The sequence below is a fragment of the Pseudomonas sp. GW821-FHT07B01 genome, assembly GCF_059419065.1.
Genome location: NZ_JBWKRA010000001.1, coordinates 355,083 through 379,725 on the forward strand (window position 1 = coordinate 355,083; position 24,643 = coordinate 379,725).

Genomic DNA, 24,643 nt, shown 5'->3' on the forward strand with positions numbered 1-24,643 from the left:
CGTGGGCATGGAGTACAGATGCCAGCTCTCTATGTAATGATTCCGGCGGCACTGCTGTTAGTGGGCGTGGCCATCTACATCTTCTTCTGGGCCGTGGACAGCGGCCAGTACGAAGACCTCGATGGCCCGGCCCACAGCGTGCTGTTCGACGACCAGGACCCGAACCACCTGGCCGCCATCGATGAAGCCAACAACCCCGAGCAAGCGCCCAAAGAGCCCCCTCATGCTTGAGCTGGCGCCTTTGCTGGTCTCGGCGCTGATCCTCGGCCTGCTCGGCGGCGGCCACTGCCTGGGCATGTGCGGCGGATTGATGGGCGCGCTGACCCTGGCGATTCCCAAGGAACAACGCAGCCGCCGTTTTCGCCTGCTGCTGGCGTACAACCTGGGGCGCATCCTCAGCTATGCCACCGCTGGTTTATTGATCGGCCTGGCCGGCTGGGCGGTGGCCAACAGCCCGGCGGCGATGTTCATGCGTGTGCTCGCCGGCCTGCTGTTGGTCTGCATGGGCCTGTACCTGGCCGGCTGGTGGAGCGGCCTCACCCGTATCGAAAGCCTGGGGCGCGGCCTGTGGCGGCATCTGCAGCCGGTGGCCAACCGTTTGCTGCCGGTGTCCAGCCTGCCCCGCGCCTTGTTGCTGGGTGCGCTGTGGGGCTGGTTGCCGTGCGGGCTCGTCTACAGCACCCTGCTATGGGCGGCGAGCCAGGGCAATGCGCTGGACAGCGCCTTGCTGATGCTGGCGTTCGGGCTGGGCACCTGGCCGGTGCTGCTGGCCACCGGGCTGGCCGCCGAACGGGTGACGGCGTTATTGCGCAAGCGCAGCGTACGGGTGGCCGGTGGGGTGCTGGTGATGATCTTCGGCCTCTGGACCTTGCCCGGCCCCCATCAGCACTGGCTAATGGGGCATTAACAGGCCCTGTGGCATAGCGCCGCTCCCCGTTGATGCAAATCAAGATGGCTGCACCGCCCTGCCCCTAGACTCGGCCCACTAGCCAATCCGGGGGACCGCCCGCATGCTCGACGCCATTCGTTGGGACACAGATCTGATTCACCGCTACGACTTGGCGGGGCCGCGCTACACGTCCTACCCCACCGCCGTACAATTTGACAGCCAGGTCGGCACCTTCGACCTGCTCCACGCCCTGCGTGACAGCCGCAAGGCAGTGCGGCCACTGTCGCTGTACGTGCATGTACCCTTCTGCGCCAACATTTGCTACTACTGCGCCTGCAACAAGGTGATCACCAAGGACCGGGGGCGCGCCCAGGCCTACCTGCAGCGCCTGGAGCAGGAGATCCAATTGGTGGCCTGCCACCTCGACCCGCAGCAACCCGTTGAGCAACTGCATTTCGGCGGCGGTACGCCAACGTTTCTCAGCCACGATGAACTGCGCCAGGTGATGACACGCCTGCGCCAGCATTTCAATTTGCTGGATGATGACTCGGGCGACTACGGCATCGAAATCGACCCGCGCGAAGCCGACTGGGCCACCATGGGCCTGCTACGCGAACTGGGCTTCAACCGCGTGAGCATCGGCCTGCAAGACCTCGACCCCGACGTGCAACGGGCGGTCAACCGCCTGCAAAGCCTGGAGGAAACCCGCGCCGTGATCGATGCAGCGCGCACCTTGCAATTTCGCTCGATCAATATCGACCTAATCTACGGCCTGCCCAAGCAGTCGCCGTTGAACTTTGCGCGCACCGTGGAGGAAGTTATCCGCTTGCAGCCCGACCGCCTGTCGGTGTTCAACTACGCGCACCTGCCGGAACGCTTCATGCCCCAGCGGCGGATCAACACCGACGACCTGCCCTCGCCGGCAGAAAAACTGCTGATGCTGCAAACCACCATCGAACAGCTGACCCAGGCCGGTTACCGCTACATCGGCATGGACCACTTTGCGCTGCCGGACGACGAACTGGCGGTGGCCCAGGAGGAAGGCAAGCTGCAGCGCAACTTCCAGGGTTACACCACCCACGGGCACTGCGACCTGATTGGGCTGGGGGTGTCGGCGATCAGCCAGATCGGCGACCTGTATTGCCAGAACAGCAGTGACCTGAACCAGTACCAGAATGCCTTGGCGGGCGCGCAACTGGCGACCAGCCGCGGCCTGGTCTGCACTACGGACGACCGGTTGCGACGGGACGTGATCCAGCAGTTGATCTGCAATTTCAGCCTGGTATTCGAGGGGATCGAACAGGCGTACAACATCGATTTTCGCGGCTATTTTGCCGAGTTATGGCCGCAATTGCAGACAATGGCTGATGATGGCTTGATCGAACTGGACGCCCAGGGCATTCGCGTGCTGCCGGCCGGGCGCTTGTTGGTGCGCTCGGTGTGCATGGTGTTCGATGCCTACCTGGAGCACCAGAACAGGCAACGGTTTTCGCGGGTGATTTGATTACATCGCCAGGGAGGCAGCTTTCATCGAATCCTCGGCACTCATGCCTTTCATCGCCTTGGCCAGCGACGTCTGAGCCGACATCAGGCCAGCCTGCAGCGAACCGATCTCGGTCTGCAGCGCGCTGGCCTTGGCACGCGCCTCTTCAGGGGAAAGAGTATTGTCTGCTGCCACCGCCGCCAGTTCGGCCTGTTTTTCGGCGATCTGTTGCTTCAGTTGGCGGATCATTTTCAATACCTGTTTGACGTTGTCTTCCAGGCCACTGTCATCGATGTCCGCATTGCTGCGCTGCTCAACGCCTGCAGCTTTGAATGCCGCAGCGGAAATAGTCACTGTCACACCTTCCACGACCTTGGTTTCAGCGGACTTTTCAAGGGTGGGATCTTCGTCCTTGAGCGCATTAACCGGCTTCGCGTCATGCACAACAGGGATGCGAATAGCCGGGTTGTAGGCCGCTATAACAGACATGATCCGAGCTCCGTCTAAGAGATGTGCTCTTTGTATCGACCTCAAGCAACAAATCTTTATACCTGTGCAGGTTTTCTGTACACGCTGGCTTCGCTGCCCCCCAGTGCGTTACCCTTACGTCTTATGTGTGTTTTCCCACAAGGATTTAAGAAATGTCCGAGCCAGTCAAACTGCGCGCTCACAGCCAGGCCCATTGCAAGGATTGCAGCCTGGCCCCCCTCTGCCTGCCACTTTCGTTGAATCTGGAAGACATGGATGCGCTGGACGACATCGTCAAACGCGGCCGCCCACTGAAAAAAGGCGAGTTTCTGTTTCGCCAGGGCGACAAGTTTGATTCCGTCTATGCAGTACGCTCGGGCGCGTTGAAAACCTTCAGCCTCAGCGACGGCGGCGAAGAGCAAATCACCGGTTTCCACCTGCCAAGCGAGTTGGTCGGGCTGTCGGGGATGGACACCGAGATTCATCCGGTGTCGGCCCAGGCCCTGGAAACCACGTCGGTGTGCGAAATTCCTTTCGAGCGCCTGGATGAACTGGCCCTGCAACTGCCGCAATTGCGCCGCCAGTTGATGCGCGTGATGAGCCGCGAGATTCGTGACGACCAGCAAATGATGCTGCTGCTGTCGAAGAAAACCGCCGACGAGCGTATCGCCACGTTCCTGGTCAACCTGTCGGCGCGCTTTCGCGCCCGTGGGTTCTCGGCCAACCAGTTCCGCCTGAGCATGTCGCGCAATGAGATCGGTAATTACCTGGGCCTGGCAGTGGAGACCGTGTCCCGCGTGTTTACCCGTTTCCAGCAGAACCAGTTGATTGCCGCCGAGGGTAAAGAAGTGCATATCCTCGACCCGATCCAGCTGTGTGCATTGGCTGGCGGTTCGCTGGAGGTCTGATCCAGGCTGCGGCCGCGCCAATCGGCGAGGCCGCAGGTATACTTCGAGTCCGTTTTCCGCTCTGGACTCCTCGACGATGACTTTTGATTCGTTCGACATCAAATCCCTGATTCGCCCCGTTATCGACTTCCCCAAGCCGGGTGTGATCTTTCGTGACATCACGCCGCTGTTCCAATCGCCCCGCGCCCTGCGCCTGGTGGCCGACAGCTTTGCCCAACGCTATGTCGAAGCCGATTTCACCCATATCGGTGCAATGGATGCCCGTGGCTTCCTGATCGGCTCGATCATCGCCTACCAACTCAACAAGCCGCTCATCCTGTTCCGCAAGCAAGGCAAGCTGCCGGCGGACGTGCTGGCCGAGGGTTACCAGACCGAGTACGGCGAAGCCTTCCTGGAAGTGCACGCCGACAGCCTGTGCGAAGGCGATTCGGTGCTGATGTTCGATGACCTGATCGCCACCGGCGGCACCCTGATTGCTGCAGCGAACCTGGTGCGGCGCATGGGGGCAAAGATTTTTGAGGCTGCGGCGATTATTGATTTGCCAGAGCTGGGTGGCTCGCAGCGGTTGGCAGACATGGGGATTCCGACGTTTTGCCTGACGCAATTTGGGCTGACTGAGAGATAAGGGTCGGCAGTACTGCCGTCATCGCGGGCAAGCCCGGCTCCCACCTTGGAATGCATTCCCCTGTGGGAGCTGGGCTTGCCCGCGATGAGGCACGAAAGAACACCCCGGTTTACAACCCCATCTGCTTACTGATGATTTCATTCATCACTTCGCGCGTCCCGCCACCAATCGACAAAATCCGGTTATCGCGATACAGCCGCTCCACCAGACTGCCACGCATATATCCCTGCCCGCCCAATATCTGCACCGCGTCATACGTCACCCGATCAGCGGTATCGGTGGCCAGATTCTTGGCCATGGAAATCTCTTTGATCACGCTCTTGCCGGCGGCCATCTTCGCGGCCTGGCGATAGGTGAACTCGCGGGAAACCTCCACGGCGGTAGCCATTTCCGCCAGGCGATGCTTGAGCACCTGGAATTTGCCGATGGGTTTGCCGAATGCTTCGCGCTGGGCGGCCCACTGGAGGCTTTCCTCCAAGGCCAGTTGCGCGGTCATGTTGGCCATGAGGGCCAAGGCCAGGCGCTCGCTCTGGAAGTTGCCCATGATGCAGGCAAAGCCCATGTTCTCGACACCGACGAGATTGCCCACAGGCACGCGGCAGTCATCGAAGAATAACTCGGCGGTGTCCGACGCCCACCAGCCCATCTTCTTCAGTGGCTGGCCGACGGTAAAACCGGGCGTGTCTTTTTCAATCAACAGCAGGCTGATGCCGCCAAAGCCCGGCCCGCCCGTGCGCACGGCCACGGTGTAGAAATCAGCGCGAATGCCGCTGGTGATAAAGGTCTTGGCGCCGCTCACGCGGTAATGCTCGCCTTCACGTACAGCGCGGGTTTGCAGGTTGGCTACATCCGAGCCGCCGCTGGGCTCGGTGACCGCCAGGGCGATGATCTTCTCGCCGGCGAGCACCAGAGGCGCTATGCGCTCACGCACGTCGGGCCGGGCCCATTTGACGATGGGCGGCAGGCCGATATCCAGGGAGCCGAGCCCTGCAACCACGCCGCCGGAGCCGCAGCGCATCAGCTCTTCGCTGGCGGCGACCTTGGCGAACAGATCGCCTTCGTGGCTGCCACCCAGCGTTTCGGGGTAGCCGATGCCCAGAATGCCCGCCGCACCGGCCTTGAGGTAAAGCTCGCGGGGAAAACTTTCCGCTTCCTCCCATTGCTCGATGCCGGGCAACATCTCGCGTTCGACGAAGCGGCGCACGCTGTCGCGGACCAATTGGTGGCTGGGGTCGAAGTATTCCTGATAGGCAGACATCGGCAAGCTCCATGGCGAGATGGAGCGAACTTACCAAGCGCTTGCTTGGTTATCAAGCCGAATACATTTTTTACCACCACACAAGACCAAGGTGGGAGCCGGGCTTGCCCGCGATGCCAGCACCTCGGTCTTTCAGTTACACCGTGGTGATGCTATCGCAGCGATGCGGCGACCCGACAAGCCAGCTCCCACATTGGGACTGCAGTAGGTTTTAAAGCGCGATGGGTTTGCGGCCTGCGAACGAGTGCGCCAGGGTGCCGCCGTCCACCAATTCCAGCTCGCCCCCCAACGGTACGCCATGGGCGATCCGTGAAGTAATCAAACCTTTATTGGTCAGCAACTGAGCGATGTAGTGCGCAGTGGCTTCACCTTCCACCGTCGGGTTGGTTGCCAGGATCACTTCGGTAAAGGTGCCCTGCTCTTCGATTCGCGCCACCAGTTGTGGAATACCGATGGCTTCCGGCCCCAAACCGTCGAGCGGCGACAGGTGGCCCTTGAGCACAAAGTAACGCCCGCGGTAACCGGTTTGCTCCACGGCGTACACATCCATCGGCCCTTCCACCACGCACAGCAACGTGTCGTCGCGACGCGGGTCAGCGCATTGCGGGCAGAGTTCTTCTTCGGTGAGGGTGCGGCACTGGCGGCAGTGGCCCACGCCCTCCATGGCCTGGCTCAGGGCCTGGGCCAGGCGGGTGCCGCCGCTGCGGTCACGCTCCAGCAGTTGCAGCGCCATGCGCTGGGCAGTTTTCTGGCCAACGCCGGGCAAGGTGCGCAAGGCGTCGATCAGTTGGCGAATCAGGGGGCTGAAGCTCATGGGCGAAGGGTCCGACAAAACAACGAGACGCGGTTTATACCCGCGCCCCGGATTAGCGTCAAATACTCAATCCTGCGCGACGCGCACCACCAACTTGCCGAAGTTGCGTCCTTCGAGCAGGCCGATAAAGGCTTCGGGCGCCTGCTCCAGGCCGTCGACCACGTCCTCGCGGAACTTGATCTTGCCCTCGCGCACCCAAGGCGCCATGGCACTGAGGAACTCCGGCTGGCGGTCGCCGTAGTCATCGAACACGATAAAGCCCTGGATGCGCACCCGCTTGGTCAGCAAGGTGCGTTGCAGGGCCGGCAAACGGTCAGGGCCGCTGGGCGCTTCGTGGGCGTTATAGCCGGCAATCAACCCGCACAGCGGCACGCGCGCCTTGGGGTTGAGCAAAGGCAGCACGGCATCGAAGACTTTACCGCCGACGTTTTCGAAATAAATGTCCACGCCTTTGAAACAGGCCAGGGCCAGCTCATGGGCAAAGTCTTCGCTCTTGTGGTCGATACAGGCGTCAAAGCCCAACTCATCCACCACGTAGCGGCACTTGTCTGCGCCACCGGCGATGCCCACCACGCGCAAGCCCTTGAGCTTGGCCACCTGGCCCACCACCGACCCCACCGCGCCCGACGCAGCCGCCACCACCAGGGTTTCCCCGGACTTGGGCTGGCCGATATCCATCAAGCCCATATAGGCCGTCATGCCCGGCATACCCAGTACGCCCAAGGCCATCGACGGACTCGGCAACCCCTTGGGCAGCGGGATCAGGTTATGGCCTTCGCAAATGCAGTGGCTTTGCCAGCCGGTGGCGCCGACCACCAGGTCGCCCACTTCGAATTTCGGGTTGCGCGATTGCTCGACACGGCTGACAGCCCCACCGGTCATCACCTCGCCGATTTCCACGGGCGCGGCGTAGGAAGGCGCGTCACTCATGCGTCCACGCATGTAAGGGTCCAGGGACAGGTACAGGGTCTTGAGCAACACCTGACCGTCTGCCAGGTCCGGCAGGCTCACACGTTCCAGGCGAAAGTTTTCCGGCGTGGGGGCGCCTTGAGGGCGTGAGACCAGAACGATGCGTTGGTTGAGCGTCATTTCTTGAGGCATCAGCGGGGCTCCTTTATCGGTGAGTGGTTTCAACGGTATAGGGTGCAGACCATCGGTGAAGGCCTGGGGTTCGATGTTTCGACCGGCCAAAAAAAATGCCAGGCGCGATGCCTGGCATTTGAGTCTAGCTAAAGCGTGTATCAGAACGGCAGTTTCATGCCCGGTGGCAGTTGCATGCCAGCGGTCACGCCGGACATTTTGTCCTGGCTGTTGGCTTCGATCTTGCGCACAGCGTCGTTGACGGCTGCGGCGAACAGCGCTTCGAGCATTTCCAGGTCATCTTCACCCACGCCCGGCAATACGCTTGGGTCGATGCTGACACGCTTGATGTCGTGACGACCGGTCATCACCACGCTGACCATATCGCCACCGGCTTTACCGGTGACTTCGGCGTTGGCCAGCTCTTCCTGCATCTTGGCCATTTTTTCCTGCATCTGCTGCGCCTGCTTCATCAGGCCGGCCATGCCACCTTTCATCATGGGAATCACCTCAAAAGTACGTGGATCAATGAGTAGCCCGGTGTCATGACGCTTGGGGCACCGGGGCTTCGACAGGTTCAATAGTATCGTGGCGGACGACCGCACCGAACTGTTGCATCATTTGTTGGATAAGCGGATCTGCGTGGATCGAGTCCTCGGCCTCGCGCTGGCGGTTAAGGCGCCGACGGGTCGCTGCCTGGGCCGGGGTTTCCTGCTCGGGCTTGATCAGCTCGATGGCGATGGTCAGCGTGCGCCCATGGTACTGGTTGAGCGCATCGTTGAGCCGGCGCTGCTGGGTGGCGTTGAACAAGGCGCTATGGGCCGGGTCCAGGTGCAGCAGCCAGTGGTCGCCTTCGATGGAAATCAGGGTGCAGTTGGCGGCGATACTGCCGGTCATGCCGGAGATCGGCAATTTCGGAAACAATTCCAGCCATTGCAGGGCCAGGCCGGTAGCCGGGGCCGCGGCAGGTTCTGCCTCAGGCTCGGGCGCAGGTTCCGCGGTGTGCTCACTGGCCAAATCGTCCAGGTAGCTGTAGGCCGAATCCATGTCCGGCTCGATGTAGTCTTCGTCCAGCGGCGGTTCGTCGTCCAGGTCAATGCCGGGAGTGGCCGCGTCGACCTGGGCGACCGTCGGTTCAGGAACGGGGGCCGATACCCACTCAGGGGCGTCCGGCACCACGCTGTCCGGAGTCGGCGCAGGCATCGGCGTCAGCTCGGGTTGCTCGCCGGTGGTTTCCAGCACGGGCTCCACGGCGGGCTGTTGCTCGGGCTCTACTTGCGCTTCGACCGGGTCATTCCAAGGCAAGTCGACCACGGGCTCGGGCTCGATGACCGGCTCGGGCTCGACCACCGGTGCGACGGCAACCGGCGCAGGTCCAGGCTCAGGTGCCGGCGCAACCGGCTCAGGCACAGCAACCGCAGGCGCAGTAACTACTGGCGCGACAACGGCCGCGCCAGCCACTGGTTTGGCGGAATCAACTGTGGCCTGGCTGATCCCCACTGGCTTTAGCGGCTGTCTCGGTGCGTCTGCCGAATCTGCCGGCCGGAATGCCAGCATGCGCAGCAGCACCATTTCAAAGCCACCCCGAGGGTCGGGTGCCAGTGGCAGGTCGCGGCGACCGATGAGGCCCATCTGGTAGTAGAACTGTACGTCTTCGGCCGGCAAGGCCTGGGCCAGGGCCAATACGCGATCTCGGTCGCCATGGCCGTTGTCCACGCCTTCCGGCAGGGCCTGGGCGATGGCGACGCGATGCAATACGTTGAGGATTTCCGAAAGCACGCCATTCCAGTCCGGGCCTTGCTCCGACAGGTGGCGCACCGCTTCGAGCAACGCCTTGGCGTCTCCTTCGATCAGCGCGTGCAGCACGTCGAACACCTGGCCGTGGTCCAGGGTACCGAGCATGGCGCGCACGTCGGCGGCCATGACCTTGCCTTCACCAAACGCGATGGCCTGATCGGTGAGGCTCATGGCATCGCGCATCGAACCGTCGGCGGCGCGGCCCAGCAACCACAGCGCGTCGTCTTCGAACGGTACGTTTTCGACGCCCAGCACATGGGTCAAATGCTCGACCACACGCTCGGGGGTCATGTTTTTCAGGGAGAACTGCAGGCACCGCGACAAAATCGTTGCCGGAAGTTTCTGCGGGTCGGTGGTGGCCAGGATGAATTTGACGTAGGGCGGCGGCTCTTCCAGGGTTTTCAACAAGGCGTTGAAGGAGTGGCTGGACAGCATGTGCACTTCGTCGATCAGGTAGACCTTGAAGCGGCCACGGCTCGGCGCGTACTGCACGTTGTCCAGCAGTTCGCGGGTGTCTTCGACCTTGGTTCGGCTCGCGGCATCGATCTCGATCAGGTCGACGAAACGCCCTTCGTCGATCTCACGGCACACCGAACAGGTGCCACAAGGCGTCGAGGTAATACCGGTCTCACAATTCAGGCACTTGGCGATGATGCGCGCAATCGTGGTCTTGCCCACCCCGCGCGTACCGGTGAACAGGTAGGCGTGGTGCAGCCGTTGGCTGTCCAAGGCATTGATCAGAGCCTTGAGCACATGGGTCTGGCCGACCATTTCGCGGAACGAGCGCGGGCGCCATTTACGTGCAAGAACCTGATAACTCATCGAAAACCGTCGCAACTGGGAAGCAGAAGCCGGTAATGCTAGCGGAGCAAGGGGGAAATTGCATCCGGCACGCTCGTCTAATCTGACGAAGCTTGTTCGATTGGCCTCCCAGAGGGCACCTGCGGGCGTTTTGCTGGCACCTTGGAGCGCCAATGCCCTTCCAGACTGATAGCGGCGACACTTGCCAGCACGATCACCGCGCCCAGCATCACCTGCAGGGTGACGTGTTCGCCAAGCAGCGTGGCGGCCATCAGCATGGCAACCGGTGGAATCAGGTACATCGCCACCGACGCACGACTGACCTCGACGTGCTTCAACACGTAACCCCAGGCCAGATAGGCCAAGGCACTGGGAAAAATACCCAGCACCAGCACGGCGAGATTCTCTCCCATCGGTGCCTGCACGATGGCGGCGGGCAGTCCCGGCAGGTTCACGCACAGCATCAGCGTACCGGACCACACCATGTAGCACGCCATCGTCAACGGGCTGTAGCGATGGGCGTAATATCGCTGGATGGCGAAGTACACACTCCATGAGCAGGCCGCCAACAAGATTAGCAAACCCCGTGGGTTGAGATCGCCCATGCCCTGGTCGCCCCAGATCACCACCAGTACGCCAGCCAACCCCAACAGCACGCAACCCCAGCGCCAGGCGCTGACCTGCTCTTTCAAGCAGAAAAACGCGATCAACACACTGAACAACGGCGCCGACTGTGCCAACACACTCGACGCTGCCGCCGTCACCCATTGCTGCCCATGATTGAGACTGGTGTGGTGCAGGAACACCCCGAAAAAGCCCAGCACCAACAGCCACGGCAGGTCGCGCAATGGTGGCCGTCCAATTCCCACCCCCCAGGCCACGCCGCCCATGAATACCGACGCGATCAAAAACCGCAGCAGCGCCAATTGGCCGGGGCTATAACTGTGCAGCCCCATATGTACGCCGATGGGAGAATACGCCCAGCAGAGGATGACGCTGGCAATGACTAGCGTAAGCTTCAGAGGTGACGGAGTATTCATCGACAGCATCCACGCAAAAAGGAATGCTGCCAGTCTTGGCCCAGGCCAGGCATAGGACAATTAAGCGTTTCTGACTTCTGAAATCATTGGAACTGAGCAATGGAACTGGCCCAACTGAAAATGGTGCGAGCCGTGGCGCAAACCGGCAGCGTGGCCCAGGCTGCACTGCAATTGCACTGTGTGCCGTCCAACATCACCACGCGCATCAAGCAGCTGGAAAGCGAGTTGGGCACGCCGTTGTTTATCCGTGCTGGCCGAGGGCTGGCGATCAGCGCTGCGGGAGAAATCTTCCTGGATTACTGCGAACGTATCCTGGCCTTGGTGGATGAATCCAAACGCGCGGTGGATGCCAGCGCCATTCCCCGTGGCACCTTGCGCATCGGCGCGGTGGAATCCAGTGCCAGCGGGCGCTTGCCGCCGCTGCTGGCGGAATACCACCGGCGTTATCCCGATGTCAGCCTGGAACTCGTCACCGGTGCCTGGGCGCAACTGCTGGACGACCTGCAGCACCACCGCCTGGACGTGGCGCTGGTGGCCGCCGGCGGCAAACGCACGAAGCTGGAACAGAGCGTGGTCTACAGCGAACGCCTGGTGCTGATCGCCAGCGCGTGCAGCGCGCCTATCAATAGCGCCGAGGACTTGGCCGGCCGTACATTGCTGGTATGGCCGCCGGGCTGCCCTTATCGCGCCGCCCTGGAAAACTGGCTCAAGCCCCATAACGTCAAGCCAGCGATTGCCAGCTATGCAAGCTGGGGCACGATCATCGGATGCGTGAGCGCGGGGATTGGCGTGGCGTTGGCACCCGAGGGGATCCTGGCGCGCTATGAACAGGCCAATCAGTTGGCGTCTTATCGCTTTGAAGCGCTGACGCCCGTGGACAACCTGTTGTTCTGGCATACGGACACCCAGCGGCACCTGGCGCGAGATGCGTTCGCCGGGCTACTGCGCGAGACCTTTGGCTGACTTGCTCGCTCCTACAATTTAGGGCTTCGGGGCAGCCAACCGTGCGTACTGGCCCTGGCTGATCCAGCCCGTGAACGAGCGGTCGTCAGCGTTGATGAATTCCACCTGCGCCCAGCCGTCCTTGAATGCCAGTACGCCCACTACGTCATGCTTGACGATGTAGGGCCGCTTTGCCGCTTTGGCGCCCGGCGTTTTCAACAAATAAGCCTTGTCGGCAGACACCGTCACCAAGCCGATCCATTGTTTGCTGGCGGTCTGGCTCAGCTCCAGGCCGGTGGCGATTTCCGGCATCAGCACGTTGATGCAGCCGGGGTGTTGACGGCCCTGCGCCACGGTCAGAGTCACCCCGTCGGACGCCGCTGCCACACTGCCTGGGTAGGCAGCGTCCAGCCAGGTGGTGAGCGCTTCGGGTTTGCCTTGCAGGTAGAACGAGCAACCACGGGCCACACCCTCGCCCATCGATTCCTGGTAGAAACCCTCCACCTGATGCCCCGGCGTCACCGCCAGCATCAGCCCTTCATATTTACCTGAATGCAACGCCGCCGAGCCGGCCAACGCAGGCGCCACGGCGCACCACGACAACACTCCCATCGCCAGATAACGAATCATCTTATTTCTTCCCTTCAAAGGCTTCGTAGGCTTGTTTCATCAGGACGTCATAGTTGCCGTAATCATCGCCGTTATAGTTTCGGGCCATGGCGGTAAAATCCTTGTTTTTCATCGCGCTCAACAACGCCGAGTTGTGGCTGCAAAGGCTGAGATAGGCTTTGAGTTGGTTACCGGCATTGATCTTTAATGACGCCACGAACTCAAACACCGTCTTGAATCCGCACGCAGCAAAATTGAACCCCATGATTTGAAACATGCCCCAGGAGGCCGACATCAAGGCCGCTTCCTGGTCCAGCGCAAAGGCAGTGGCCATGGTCTCCCAGGCCTTGACCTGATCCTTGTTGTTCGTCTGCCATTGCGGGCCGGCTTTTTTCTTGTAGATATACGACAGCAACGGCTGCGACTGGTCGTAGATGTGCTTGGTGTACTTGCGAAAGTGGTGCCCTTCAAAAGCGATGATCGGCAACTTGGCCGGCCCAAACCCCACTTTCCCGCCCGACTCCACCGTGGCGAACGCCTTGACCACATTCACCGAAATACCGTTGCCCAATTGCTTGGCGGCGTTCTGGAAATCCGTATCGCTCAATGTCGTCCCGCCATCGCAGGTGGACTGCATCATCAACTGCCGGTTACGCCGCTCGGCCTCGATCACCGCACGCACGCGGTCCAGGTACACATTGACCGTGGCCTGTACCGCATCGACGTTGTTATTGCCGAAAATGTTGAGAAACGTCGGAATGCGCGTATTGGGAAAAGCCCGCACCGGTACCTTCAGCGCCTCTTCGATCAGACTGTTGAACGTCCGCCCGGTGGGGTCGATCACGCCATCGGGATGAGCGTACTTGAGATGGCGAAACTGATACTGGCTGATGCATTGCACCAACTGGCCGTCGCACTTGCCGTTTTCCAGCAAGGCAAACCCCATCTTGGGAATGATCAAATTGAATAAATACTGGATGCACTGAACATCGGCGGGCAAGTTGCGGGCTTTGCCGGGCGTCCCTACCGACGCGCTGATAAGACGAGGCAACCCTTGCAGGCTTTTCATGACAGACATCCTTGTGAGTGAAAGAAGTGATAGCACTTCAATATCAAATCCACGCCCTTGTCATATTCTGAAACAAGTGGCCGGCGCAAGCTAACAAGGCGGTCTGCGGATTGTCCAGAGGACGTTATGAAAGTTGTGAAACAGCCGGATTAAATCCGTCAGTAACCGTGGGATTCACGGGTCTTTTGATACTTGTGGTAGTCGAGCCACTCGACCACATCGTAGGGCAGGTACAACTGCACCCTGGCCCGTGAAATCGCGATATACACCGCACAGAGTCGTTGATCGAACGCGTAGGCGTCCTGGAACTTCACATTGGTCAACAATTCCGGGGTGAGCAGTACCCGGTCGAACTCCATGCCGCCCGCATCCTGCGCCAGCATCAACAGGACGCGCTCGTCCGGATGGCCAATCAACCTGTTTAGACGCGTGACATCCGCCACGTTAAAGCCTTTTTCCAGCTCGGCCTCGACCCACAGAAATGCCTCATCGAACTGACAGGCTTCGCGCACCTGCTGCCAATCGGCCATGTCGCTGAAAAACGCATGGGGGCCGAGGTCATTGAACTCATTGCTATAGAAATCAGGTTTGAACAACGCGATGACCGTGTCCATGAAATGCTTGAGCGACTGCTGGGCCTCTTTGCTCGCCAAGCCGAACGCACAGCGGGCGTGGCTCAGCTGGATCGCCCACTGCATGGTGTCCCAATGGGAAGCGGTCAACACCACGCAACCTTGCGGGGGCACGAAACCCTGCGGATAAAACTCAATGCCGACATCGGCATCGCGCGCGCCCTCGAAAAGCGATTTGCTTTTTTCCGAGTGCAAGCTGATCAACGGGTTGACCAGGCGCTCGACATTGCGCCCGGAACGCACGGAGTAGCACACGTCGGTATGGCGAACCTCACGGGCGCGTTTGACCACGCCGCCACTGGCCTGCTGATACTCATCCCCCAAAGTGATCAGCACCTGGCGGCCGCGCTCGATGATTTGCAACAGCGGCGCCGGGATGTCCTGGCTCTCATCGATGAGCACGTGGGTATAGCGCTCGGGCACCACGCAGCCTGCAAGACTGGCGCGCTTGATCATCAACAAGGCTTCAAACCCGGTATGCCGGCCCCAGGCCGGGTTCGCCTCAAGGTAGCCCCACAACCGGCTGGCATATTCGAGCAGCACCCTGGCATCGACGCCGGCGAGCGGTTGCTTGAAATGCGGCAAATGCTGGGCCGACAAGCTGTACTCCCAGGAGCGGCAGTAGGCCTCAAGCACCTTGAGGCACACCTCCACCACCGCTTGCCCTTCCAGGCGGCGGAAACCAAAGATATTCAGTTCTTGAGCGAGCGCCTGCTTGGTCGGCACCCTCACTGGCGTATTCAGCGGCTTTGGCCTCGGGCCGTGCAATAGAGCATGGGCGAAGTCTTGGAAGGTATGCCCGGCCTTACGCTCCCGCGCTCCCACCATGCGCGCACGCAGGGTTTCGAGTTTTGCCGGGGTGCGTGCCAACAGCAAGGTCTTTTCCGGGCGCAGGTGCTCCAGCAAGGCCACCAGCAGGTGACTCTTGCCAATGCCTGCGTAGCCTTGCACATGCAGGTCTTCGTTCAGGTTGGCACGGAAGGTTCTGAGCAGCTTGTCCTGCTCGGCGCTCAACCAGCGCTCGCGATGCCTGGGCGTGATCACCTGCTGGCTGAACGGATCATTGGCCTTGAGATGGCGGACTTTATACTCGACGTCCCATTTGCCACTGGGTAACAGGTAGTCCCGCGCCTGGACTTCCTCCTCCAGCAGAAAGCGCAGCTTCAGGCTTTTGACCACATTGAGGCCGAAGTACAGCTTCCTCTGATCGAACAGCCGCTGCGCTTCAGAGAGCAGGGACACACTGGCCGAATGGCGGGCATCGACTGCCCAGTCAATCAGCTTGGCCAACACTTTTTCAGCACCGTTGGCACTAAGGTCGCTTTCCGGCACCTGCGCCAGGTTCTGGATCACCAGCACCGCCGCCAATTGGGGCTCGCTCAGGGCTACAAGCGCATCGAAACCCTCGCCGCCCAACAAACCCGCACAGGTGTGCTCGGTGATCGGCAAGAATACGGGGCTGGATAAGTCGAAATGTTCCGAGTGCATAGAGCCTCGTAGCCAGGGGAAGAGACGCTTGGGAGTATGCCACTAGACGCGAAATGACCGTCATGCACTGTGCAGGAAGCATCACAGATGACTGGCTGAAAATAACTTGAGTTTTAGAAGGGACTGCAGAAGGGAGCGTTATGGAGGCAACCCCACCAGCCACACCCCGGCACACAATGTTCCCGCTGTGGCTGCTGCCTTCCGGCTCTGACCAGGTTCACGGGTAATCGTTGCGGGGGGACCGATGGGGTCACCATAACGACGCTGCCTCTCGGCAAGCCGCGCCATTGTACCCATCTCATCGGAAGTTACAACCGTTGGTTCCGGATTAAAAAATGAGAAGGCTCAAGTACTTGCCATAACCCCATCAGCCCTGCCGCCTTCTTCCTGGATGACCAGGTGAATAAAGTGCAGCTTGGCAATCACCGCGGGCGGCAGCACGAAGGGGTAGAAATCCGGCTGACCCATGGCGCGGGACAGTTCGTTGAGCATGCCGGCCAGTTCGATCCAGGCATTGACGAAGGAAAGGAATGCCGGGCCTCCAGGGTGTTGCGGGTCGTAGAGCGTGGTCAGGGGGAATGGCTGGTAATCCAGGTCCATCTCGCGGGCGCTCATACCAAAGCCCAGGGCCGTGTCCACGGCGTCCATCATGTGCAAGTAGTGGGCCCAGGTTTCGGCCCAGTCTTCCCAGGGGTGCATGGTGGCGTAGGCGCTCACGCAGGTGAGTTGCCAGTCCGGGCGCGGGCCGTTCTGGTAGTGCCGGTCGAGGGCCTCGGCATAACTGGCACGTTCATCGCCGAACAGGTTGCGAAAAGGTGTGAGCCAGTGACTGTTGGCGATCAGGCGATCCCAGTAGTAATGGCCGACTTCATGGCGAAAATGGCCAAGCAAGGTCCGGTATGGCTCGCGCATCTGTACACGGACTTTTTCGCGGTGGGCGTCATCGGCTTCCTTGATGTCCAGGGTGATCAGCCCATTGGCGTGGCCAGTGGTGGGCGCGTTGCCTTCCAGGTCGATACCGATAAAGTCGAAGGCCAGGCCAGTCTCTTCGTCAACGCTCTTGGGCACCACTTGCAGGCCCAGGCTGATCAGTTGCGCCACCAAGCGGCGCTTGGCGGTTTCGACCTTGCGCCAGCGTTCGGGGTTTTCCGCAATTGATAGGTCAGGAATGGTGCGGTTCAGGCTACAGGCCACGCACAACGGCGCGGTGCTGTGGGCAGGAATCAGCCAGTTGCACGCAGCCGGTGAGTCGAGGTTGGCGCAGCGCCGAAAAGCGCCAGCATCAAGATTGTCGTCGGCCAGCCAAGTACCGACCACCGGCCCAGGTTGCAAGGACGACAGGCGGCTTTGCTGCGGCTGGTAACCCAATGCCGCCTGGCAGGCCAGGCATTGGCTGTTGCGAAAGAACAGCGACTGGCCACATCGGCATTGCCACACCTTGCTGTTGCGCGAGGTTTCGGCCATGAACGGAGCGGCGATGCGCGTGCTGAGTTGCTCGAAGTAGCGGAACATGGCGATCTCTCCCTGGGTGACAGAGACTAGATCATTTCTCGGGAGAGATCGTTCCCACGCTACGCGTGGGAATGCCGCCTTGGACGCTCTGCGTCTGCGCGAAGGCCGTGACGCGGAGCGTCACAGGATGCGTTCCCACGCGGAGCGTGGGGACGATCAATCAGACGGTGATGTTGTGCTTGGCCAGGAAGGCGACGAAGGCCTCTTCGTCCAGTACTTTCAGGCCCAGCTCATTGGCCTTGGCCAGTTTCGAGCCAGCGCCCGGTCCCGCCACCACACAGTGGGTTTTCGCCGAAACGGAACCGGCCACCTTGGCCCCCAGGCTTTCGAGCTTGTCCTTGGCCACATCGCGGCTCATCAGCTCCAGGGAGCCCGTGAGTACCCAGGTGTGCCCGGCTTCGGGCAAGCCTTCAACGACCTTTTTCTCGCTCTGCCAATGCATACCGAAGTCCTTGAGCTGCTGCTCGATGGCCAAGGCATGGCTGGCGTTGTCGGCATTATCGAAAAAGTCCCGCACAGCCTTGGCTTGCTTCTCGGGCAGCGCCTGACGCATATCGAGCCAGTCAGCCTTGATGATGCCCTCCAGCGAACCGAACTTGTCCGCGAGCTTCTGCGCAGCACCTGGCCCTACCGACGGCACGTGCAGCTTGTCGAGCAAACCGCCCAAGGTGGTGCTGGCGGCGAATTCCGCGCTGAGTTCGCCCTGCTCCTGCAATTGCAGGCCGCATTCGTCTGGCGACAACAGCGCGCCAATCACCTGCTGGTTGTGCCCGTCTTCAAAGAAGCTATGGATCTCATGGGCCACTTCCAGCCCAACATCCGGCAAGTACGTCAGCACCTCTGGCAACGCCTTTTGAACGCGCTCCAGGGACGCCAGCGAGCGTGCCAGCACCTTGGCCGTCTCCTCGCCCACATCGGGAATGCCCAAGGCGTAGATAAAGCGTGCCAGGGTCGGGGTCTTGCTGTTTTCGATGGCGCTGATCAGCTTCTTGCTGGAGATATCGGCAAAGCCTTCCAGGTCGATGATCTGTTCATATTTGAGCTTGTAGAGATCGGCCGGCGAACCGATGAGCTGTTCATCCACCAGTTGCTCGATGGTCTTGTCGCCCAGGCCGTCGATGTCCATGGCCCGGCGCGAGACGAAATGAATGATTGCCTGCTTGAGTTGCGCACCGCAGGCCAGGCGCCCGACGCAACGGTACACCGCGCCTTCGCTGACGGTTTCCTTGCCCTTGCTACGCTTGACCAGTTGCGTACGCTCCACATGGGAACCGCACACCGGGCAATTTTGCGGGATCTGCACGGCGCGGGCGTTTTCCGGGCGGCGTTCGGTGACCACCGAGACCACCTGCGGAATCACATCACCGGCACGGCGGATGATCACGGTGTCGCCAATCATCAGCCCCAGGCGTGCCACTTCGTCCATGTTGTGCAGGGTGGCATTGGACACGGTCACGCCGGCCACCTTGACCGGCTTGAGGCGCGCCACCGGCGTGACCGCACCGGTACGACCGACCTGGAACTCCACGTCGAGCAGCTCGGTGAGTTCTTCCATGGCCGGGAATTTGTGCGCGATCGCCCAGCGCGGCTCGCGGGCACGGAAGCCCAGTTCACGCTGGTAGGCAATGCTGTTGACCTTGAACACCACGCCGTCGATTTCATAGCCCAGCGCATTGCGGCGCTCGCCGATGTCGCGGTAGTAGTCCAGACATTCCTGGATACCCTTGGCCAGCTTCAATTCGTGGCTGATCGGCATACCCCACTTCTGCAACTGCTTGAGGTTGCCGATATGGGTGTCGCTGATATCCGCGGTCACCTGGCCGATGCCATAGCAGCAGAATTCCAGCGGGCGACTGGCGGTGATCTTCGAGTCCAGTTGGCGCAGGCTGCCCGCCGCGGCGTTGCGCGGGTTGGCGAAGGTCTTGCCGCCCACTTCCAGTTGCGAGGCGTTCAGCCGCTCGAAACCGGCCTTGGACATGAACACTTCACCGCGCACTTCCAGGGTGGCTGGCCAGCCCGTGCCGTGCAGTTTCAGGGGGATATTGCGCACGGTGCGCACATTGACGCTGATGTCCTCGCCGGTGGTGCCGTCGCCCCGGGTGGCACCGCGCACCAGCTCGCCATCCTGGTACAGCAGGCTGACCGCCAGGCCATCCAGCTTCGGCTCGCAGCTGTATTCCACCGCCGCGCCAGCGCCAAACAGATCGCCCACCGGCAGATCAAGGCCCTCGGTGACCCGGCGATCAAACTCCAGCATGGTGGTTTCATCGAAGGCGTTGCCCAGGCTGAGCATCGGGATCTCGTGCTTGACCTGGGTGAACGCCGACAATGCCGCACTGCCGACCCGCTGCGTCGGTGAATCACGCGTCACCAGTTCCGGGTGCTCGGCCTCCAGGGCCTTGAGTTCATGGAACAGGCGGTCGTACTCGGCGTCCGGGATGCTCGGCTCGTCGAGGACGTGGTAGCGGTAGTTATGCTGATCCAGTTCAGCACGCAGTTCGAGGATGCGGGTTTGGGCGGCGGTCATGGGTGTTCTCTCATAAAGCAAAAGAGCAGCCGAAGCTGCTCAATATGTTAGTGCACGGATTCTACAGACAACGCTTAAGATCGATCCTCAGCGTTTCTGTGTCAGGGCGCGACGCTCGAACTCGACGATGCGCTGACGGTAGTGTTCGATGGTCTGGGCGGTGAGCACGCTGCGCTGGTCGTCCTTGAGCTCGCCGTTGAGCTCCTGGGACAGCTTGCGGGCAGCGGCCACCATCACGTCGAACGCTTGTTTGGGGTGACGCGGGCCTGGCAGGCCAAGGAAGAAACTCACCGCCGGGGTGCTGAACAGGTCGATATCGTCCAGATCGAACGTGCCCGGCTTGACCGCGTTGGCCATGGAGAACAGCACTTCGCCGTTACCGGCCATGCTTTCGTGACGATGGAAGATATCCATCTCGCCAAAACGCAGGCCGCTTTCGAGGATGTTCTGCAAGAGTGCCGGGCCTTTGAAACCGCCGGCGTCGCGGCAGATCACGCTGATGACCAGGACTTCTTCGGCAGCCGGCTGATCGTTGACCGATTGGCGCGCCGCACTCTTGGCGGACGTCTCGTCCGGGAAATCGTCATCGCGGCTGCTGAAGCTCGGGCCATCATCGACGTCAAGGTTCAGGTCGCCCTGGTGCGGCTCGGCAACCGCCGCGCTAGCGCGCTTGCCACGCTTGGACGACGGCTCGCGGGCTTCACGCAGCGGGGCGCTCATCGACGGCAGGTCGTGCTCGTCCAGTTGCGGCTCTTTATGGGTATCCAGCACACGGGGCGGCCCCAGCAGCTCGGCGGCGCCGTCGTCGTCAGGCAAGTTGGACAGGTTTCGGTCCAGCCGGAACTTGAGCTTGCCCTTGCCACCGCGCATGCGGCGCCAGCCATCGAAAAGAATACCGGCAATGACAATAATGCCGATGACGATCAGCCACTCGCGCAGACCGATTTCCATGTAATCCCGTGCCTCTAATAAAAAATGCTGAAAAATAAGGGGTTTAGCACCGTGCAAACCGCTTTAAAACGTGGCGCCAACTCTATGTTCTGACTGACGTTTTGCCCACGCACACGAAAAATTGACATTAAACTAGCACGACCAAAGATAACTTTACACCGTCTGTCAAAATGCCTTGAACAAATATGTCCATTTGCCACTTTCCCCAGGCCGGTAAATCGCCCTACAGCGTGCTGTAAATTCTCTCTCCCAGCGTGGCTCAGGATTCCACCATCGCCATCGCCTCTTCCACATCCACTGCGACCAATCGCGAACAGCCGGGCTCATGCATCGTCACCCCCATCAACTGGTCGGCCATTTCCATGGCGATCTTGTTGTGGGTGATATAGATGAACTGCACCGTCTGGGACATCTCTTTGACCAACCGAGCGTAGCGTCCAACGTTAGCGTCATCCAGCGGTGCGTCAACCTCGTCGAGCATGCAGAACGGGGCCGGGTTCAACTTGAAGATGGCAAATACCAGGGCCAATGCGGTCAGGGCTTTTTCGCCGCCGGACAATAAATGGATGGTGCTGTTCTTCTTGCCCGGAGGCCGCGCCATGATCGTTACCCCTGTATCGAGTAGATCTTCGCCCGTCAGTTCCAAGTAGGCGCTGCCACCACCGAAAACTTTTGGGAATAACGCCTGTAAACCGCCATTAATCTGATCAAAGGTATCTTTGAAGCGGTTGCGGGTTTCCTTGTCGATCTTGCGGATCACGTTTTCGAGGGTGTCCAGGGCTTCAACCAGATCAGCGTCCTGGGCATCCAGATAACGTTTACGCTCGGACTGCTGCTGGTACTCATCGATAGCGGCGAGGTTGATCGCGCCCAGGCGTTGAATACGTACGGCAATTCGCTCAAGTTCTTCTTCGGCGTCTTTCTCGTTGGCCTGGGCGGTCAGGGTGTTGAGCACGCCGTGCAGGTCATAGCCATCTTCCAGCAATTGGTCTTGCAAGGTCTTGCGGCGCACGCTGAGGGCTTGCCATTCCATACGCTGTTGTTCGAGCTGGCCGCGGATCAACTGCGATTGCTGCTCGGCCATGGTGCGACGCTTTTCGGCGTCGCGCAGTTCACGGTCGGCGTCTTCCAGGGCGATCTGGGCGGTCTTGAGTTCGACATCGACGGTCATGCGCTTGTCGAGCAATTCCTCAAGCTTGAGGCGCAGCTCTTCCAGCGGCGCCTCGCCCTCCTCCAGGTTGAGGCTCAGTTGCTCGCGCTTTTCGGTCAGGCGTTCGGACTGCATCTCCAGGCGCTCAAGGGCCTGGCGCGTGGAATCATGCTGGGCGCGCAACGAGCCCAAGCGTACGGCCAACTGATGGGCGTGGTCCTTGTGCTGCCGGGCTTCCTGGCGCACGCGGTCAAGGCGCTCACGCAGGCTGTCGCGCTGGGCCAGCAGCAACTCGCGCTGCTCGGTGTCCAGGGCCATGCTGTCGAGGGCTTCCTGCAAGTGCAGGCGCGCTTCACCGATCTGTTCATGTTCCAGGGCGCGCTGTTCGCCCATCTCGGCCACTTCTTCGTCAAGACGGGTGCGGCGCAGGGTCAATTGCTCCACCTTGGCCCTGCTCGCAGACAACTGGGCTTTCAATTCGCCTTGCTGGCGCGCTTCGTCCTGCAACAGCCGACGCAGGTGTTCGCGGCCGGTTTCCTGCTGGCGCTGGGTAGCGCGCAGGGTTTGCAGTTCGGTTTCCAGGCTTTCCAGTGTGGCTTCGCGTTCTTCACGCTCAGCGCTCAGGTTGACGATTTCCTGGCCACGGGCCAATACGCCACTTTCCGCCTCACTGGCGCGGCGCACGCGCAGGAAGTGGCGGCCGACCCAATAACCATCGCGGCTGATCAAGCTTTCGCCGGCCGCCAATTGGCCACGTTGGGCCAAGGCTTGTTCAAGGGACTCCACGGGCCTGACCTGGCCCAGCCATGGCGCCAGATCCATCGCCGCCTCGACCTTGTCCAGCAAGCTGCCCGGTACCCGAGCACCCTCGGGCGCCGGGCTGAGAAGGCGCAAATCGCCCTGGGCAAACCCGGCCAGGTCAAAGCCGCCGAAATCATCTACCAGCACCGCTTGCAGATCGGCACCCAGCACGGTTTCCACCGCCAGTTCCCAGCCGGCTTCGACTTTCAAGCCTTCGGCCAGGCGTGGGCGCTCGGCCAAATGCTGGTCGCGCAGCCATTCGGCGGTGCCGGTGCCGGGGTCGAGCGCGGCTTGCTGCAAGGCTTCCAACGAAGCCAACCGACCATTGAGCCGCTGCAAGTCGCCCTGGGCTTGCTGCTGCGCCTGGGTCGCGGTGTGCAATTGCTGGCGCAGTTGCTCCAGGCGCTCCACTTGCTGTTCTTCGCTGGCCTCCAGCTCTTCCAGGGTCATTTCGCTTTCGGCCAGTTGTTCGCTCAGCGCCATGATCGCCGCGTCTTCCGGATCGGCAGCGAGCAATACGCGCTCCTCCTGCAACCGACGCTGGCGCTCGGCCAGACGTTCCATGCTGGTTTCCAACTGCTGGATGCGCGACTGCTGCACCTCGGCCTGGCGGCGTGGCTCGGCGGATCGCAGGTTGAAGGCGTCCCACTGTTCCTGCCAGCCGTGCATGGTGGCTTCGGATTCTTCCAGGGCGGCGGCGGCTTCTTCGGCGGCGGCGCTGGTGATTTCCTGCTCGGGGGTGAGCATGTCCAGCTCTTCGCCCAGGGTCAGCAGCAAGGTACGGTCATGGCCCAGGTGCGATTCGGTTTCCAGGCGTGCGCGTTCGGCTTCCTTCAAGTCATCCTGCAACTGGCGCAAACGCTGCTGGCCGTGCTGGATACTCTGCTCGACCCGGGCAATGTCACCGCCCACCGAATAGAAGCGGCCTTGCACCAGATTGAAGCGTTCGGACAACTCATGGTGACCGTCACGCAGGCGCTCAATGCTGGCGTCGGCATTGCGCTGCTCGGCCACCAGCGCTTCAAAGCTGACTTCCTGGGTGCCAATAATCGCTTCGCGCTGGCCCACCTGGTCATTCAATGCTTGCCAGCGCAGGGCCGACAATTGCGCCTTGAGCTGGCGCTCTTCACCCTTGTATTCCTGATACTTCTCGGCGGCCTGGGCCTGGCGGTGCAGGCGTTCGAGCTGGCGCTCCAGCTCTTCGCGCAGGTCGGTCAGGCGGGCGAGGTTTTCGTGGGTGCGGCGGATACGGTTTTCAGTCTCGCGGCGGCGCTCCTTGTATTTGGAGATGCCAGCCGCTTCTTCGATAAAGTTGCGCAGGTCTTCGGGCTTGGCTTCGATCAGCTTGGAGATCATGCCCTGCTCGATGATCGAGTAGCTGCGCGGGCCCAGGCCAGTGCCAAGGAAGATATCGGTGATATCGCGACGGCGACACTTGGTGCCGTTGAGGAAGTAACTGTTCTGGCTGTCGCGGGTGACTTTACGACGGATGGAAATTTCCGCGTAGGCTGCGTATTCGCCGATCAGGGTGCCGTCGGAATTATCGAATACCAGTTCGATACTGGCCTGGCTCACCGGCTTGCGGCTGGTGGAGCCGTTGAAGATGACGTCGGTCATCGACTCGCCGCGCAGGTTTTTCGCCGAGCTCTCGCCCATCACCCAGCGCACGGCGTCGATGATGTTCGACTTGCCGCAGCCATTGGGCCCCACCACCGCCGCCATGTTGCTGGGGAAGTTGACGGTGGTCGGGTCGACGAAGGATTTGAACCCCGCCAACTTGATGCACTTGAGCCGCACGC

General features: G+C 61.0%; 20 protein-coding genes and 1 other RNA gene. 6 read left to right on the top strand and 15 right to left on the bottom strand.

Annotation, left to right across the window (positions count from 1 at the left end; genetic code table 11):
* Positions 1 to 18: 18 nt before the first annotated feature.
* From ccoS to hemN, 3 genes are all read left to right on the top strand, one after another.
* Entirely contained in the window at positions 19 to 231 is a 213-nt protein-coding gene (gene ccoS / locus AC07S6_RS01655; protein ID WP_014719448.1) for a cbb3-type cytochrome oxidase assembly protein CcoS, read from the top strand.
* Complete coding sequence (locus AC07S6_RS01660) at positions 224 to 907, top strand: sulfite exporter TauE/SafE family protein (protein ID WP_060764192.1); 684 nt, start codon at positions 224 to 226, stop codon at positions 905 to 907. Before ccoS ends, AC07S6_RS01660 begins: the two co-directional genes overlap by 8 nt.
* A gap of 103 nt (positions 908 to 1,010) precedes the next feature.
* Positions 1,011 to 2,393: an oxygen-independent coproporphyrinogen III oxidase gene (gene hemN, locus AC07S6_RS01665; protein ID WP_127881121.1), complete on the top strand. Its 1,383-nt coding sequence runs from the start codon at positions 1,011 to 1,013 to the stop codon at positions 2,391 to 2,393.
* Here hemN and AC07S6_RS01670 read toward each other — a convergent pair whose 3' ends face one another.
* On the bottom strand, positions 2,394 to 2,861 hold the full coding sequence (locus AC07S6_RS01670; RefSeq protein WP_127881122.1) for a FlxA-like family protein: 468 nt from the start codon (positions 2,859 to 2,861) through the stop codon (positions 2,394 to 2,396). It abuts the gene before it with no gap.
* A 152-nt stretch (positions 2,862 to 3,013) separates the two neighbouring features.
* On the opposite strand from AC07S6_RS01670, the gene fnr reads away from it, so the two are divergent.
* Both fnr and AC07S6_RS01680 read left to right on the top strand, forming a co-directional pair.
* Positions 3,014 to 3,748 carry a fumarate/nitrate reduction transcriptional regulator Fnr gene (gene fnr, locus AC07S6_RS01675; protein ID WP_005790290.1) on the top strand — a complete coding sequence of 245 codons (735 nt, stop codon included), beginning with the start codon at positions 3,014 to 3,016 and terminating at the stop codon, positions 3,746 to 3,748.
* Between the two features lie 76 nt (positions 3,749 to 3,824).
* Positions 3,825 to 4,373 (top strand): adenine phosphoribosyltransferase, encoded by a 549-nt coding sequence (locus AC07S6_RS01680; protein ID WP_003193191.1) that lies wholly within the window; start codon positions 3,825 to 3,827, stop codon positions 4,371 to 4,373.
* A gap of 109 nt (positions 4,374 to 4,482) precedes the next feature.
* Here AC07S6_RS01680 and AC07S6_RS01685 read toward each other — a convergent pair whose 3' ends face one another.
* The 6 genes from AC07S6_RS01685 to AC07S6_RS01710 all read right to left on the bottom strand — a co-directional run bounded on the left by AC07S6_RS01685 (position 4,483) and on the right by AC07S6_RS01710 (position 11,163).
* On the bottom strand, positions 4,483 to 5,631 hold the full coding sequence (locus AC07S6_RS01685; protein WP_197881174.1) for an acyl-CoA dehydrogenase family protein: 1,149 nt from the start codon (positions 5,629 to 5,631) through the stop codon (positions 4,483 to 4,485).
* 211 nt (positions 5,632 to 5,842) lie between these two features.
* The gene (gene recR / locus AC07S6_RS01690; RefSeq protein WP_014719453.1) at positions 5,843 to 6,445 is read right to left on the bottom strand and encodes a recombination mediator RecR; all 603 of its coding nucleotides are present in this window, start codon (positions 6,443 to 6,445) and stop codon (positions 5,843 to 5,845) included.
* A 66-nt stretch (positions 6,446 to 6,511) separates the two neighbouring features.
* Positions 6,512 to 7,546 (bottom strand): NADPH-dependent curcumin/dihydrocurcumin reductase, encoded by a 1,035-nt coding sequence (gene curA / locus AC07S6_RS01695; RefSeq protein WP_073843759.1) that lies wholly within the window; start codon positions 7,544 to 7,546, stop codon positions 6,512 to 6,514.
* A gap of 140 nt (positions 7,547 to 7,686) precedes the next feature.
* Entirely contained in the window at positions 7,687 to 8,025 is a 339-nt protein-coding gene (locus AC07S6_RS01700) for a YbaB/EbfC family nucleoid-associated protein (protein WP_003193199.1), read from the bottom strand.
* Positions 8,026 to 8,068: 43 nt separating this feature from the next.
* Positions 8,069 to 10,144 carry a DNA polymerase III subunit gamma/tau gene (dnaX, locus tag AC07S6_RS01705; protein WP_495111554.1) on the bottom strand — a complete coding sequence of 692 codons (2,076 nt, stop codon included), beginning with the start codon at positions 10,142 to 10,144 and terminating at the stop codon, positions 8,069 to 8,071.
* Between the two features lie 77 nt (positions 10,145 to 10,221).
* On the bottom strand, positions 10,222 to 11,163 hold the full coding sequence (locus AC07S6_RS01710; RefSeq protein WP_197881180.1) for a DMT family transporter: 942 nt from the start codon (positions 11,161 to 11,163) through the stop codon (positions 10,222 to 10,224).
* Positions 11,164 to 11,262: 99 nt separating this feature from the next.
* On the opposite strand from AC07S6_RS01710, the gene AC07S6_RS01715 reads away from it, so the two are divergent.
* Positions 11,263 to 12,126 (top strand): LysR family transcriptional regulator, encoded by an 864-nt coding sequence (locus AC07S6_RS01715; protein ID WP_197881182.1) that lies wholly within the window; start codon positions 11,263 to 11,265, stop codon positions 12,124 to 12,126.
* Between the two features lie 18 nt (positions 12,127 to 12,144).
* Here the strand turns inward: AC07S6_RS01715 and AC07S6_RS01720 are convergent, their stop codons facing one another.
* The 8 genes from AC07S6_RS01720 to smc all read right to left on the bottom strand — a co-directional run bounded on the left by AC07S6_RS01720 (position 12,145) and on the right by smc (position 24,641).
* Complete coding sequence (locus AC07S6_RS01720) at positions 12,145 to 12,735, bottom strand: hypothetical protein (protein ID WP_198862212.1); 591 nt, start codon at positions 12,733 to 12,735, stop codon at positions 12,145 to 12,147.
* A 1-nt stretch (position 12,736) separates the two neighbouring features.
* The gene (locus AC07S6_RS01725) at positions 12,737 to 13,783 is read right to left on the bottom strand and encodes an N-acetylmuramidase family protein (RefSeq protein ID WP_034128386.1); all 1,047 of its coding nucleotides are present in this window, start codon (positions 13,781 to 13,783) and stop codon (positions 12,737 to 12,739) included.
* A gap of 158 nt (positions 13,784 to 13,941) precedes the next feature.
* The gene (locus AC07S6_RS01730; RefSeq protein ID WP_495111555.1) at positions 13,942 to 15,903 is read right to left on the bottom strand and encodes a hypothetical protein; all 1,962 of its coding nucleotides are present in this window, start codon (positions 15,901 to 15,903) and stop codon (positions 13,942 to 13,944) included.
* Positions 15,904 to 16,053: 150 nt separating this feature from the next.
* Positions 16,054 to 16,150, bottom strand: an RNA gene (gene ffs / locus AC07S6_RS01735) — signal recognition particle sRNA small type.
* Positions 16,151 to 16,248: 98 nt separating this feature from the next.
* Positions 16,249 to 17,415 carry a zinc-binding metallopeptidase family protein gene (locus AC07S6_RS01740; RefSeq protein WP_495111556.1) on the bottom strand — a complete coding sequence of 389 codons (1,167 nt, stop codon included), beginning with the start codon at positions 17,413 to 17,415 and terminating at the stop codon, positions 16,249 to 16,251.
* Between the two features lie 160 nt (positions 17,416 to 17,575).
* Positions 17,576 to 19,942: an NAD-dependent DNA ligase LigA gene (gene ligA / locus AC07S6_RS01745; RefSeq protein WP_197881189.1), complete on the bottom strand. Its 2,367-nt coding sequence runs from the start codon at positions 19,940 to 19,942 to the stop codon at positions 17,576 to 17,578.
* An 87-nt stretch (positions 19,943 to 20,029) separates the two neighbouring features.
* A complete protein-coding gene (zipA, locus tag AC07S6_RS01750; protein WP_197881190.1) occupies positions 20,030 to 20,893 on the bottom strand; it encodes a cell division protein ZipA in 864 nt (287 codons plus the stop codon).
* A gap of 259 nt (positions 20,894 to 21,152) precedes the next feature.
* A complete protein-coding gene (gene smc, locus AC07S6_RS01755; RefSeq protein WP_495111557.1) occupies positions 21,153 to 24,641 on the bottom strand; it encodes a chromosome segregation protein SMC in 3,489 nt (1,162 codons plus the stop codon).
* Positions 24,642 to 24,643: the final 2 nt, after the last annotated feature.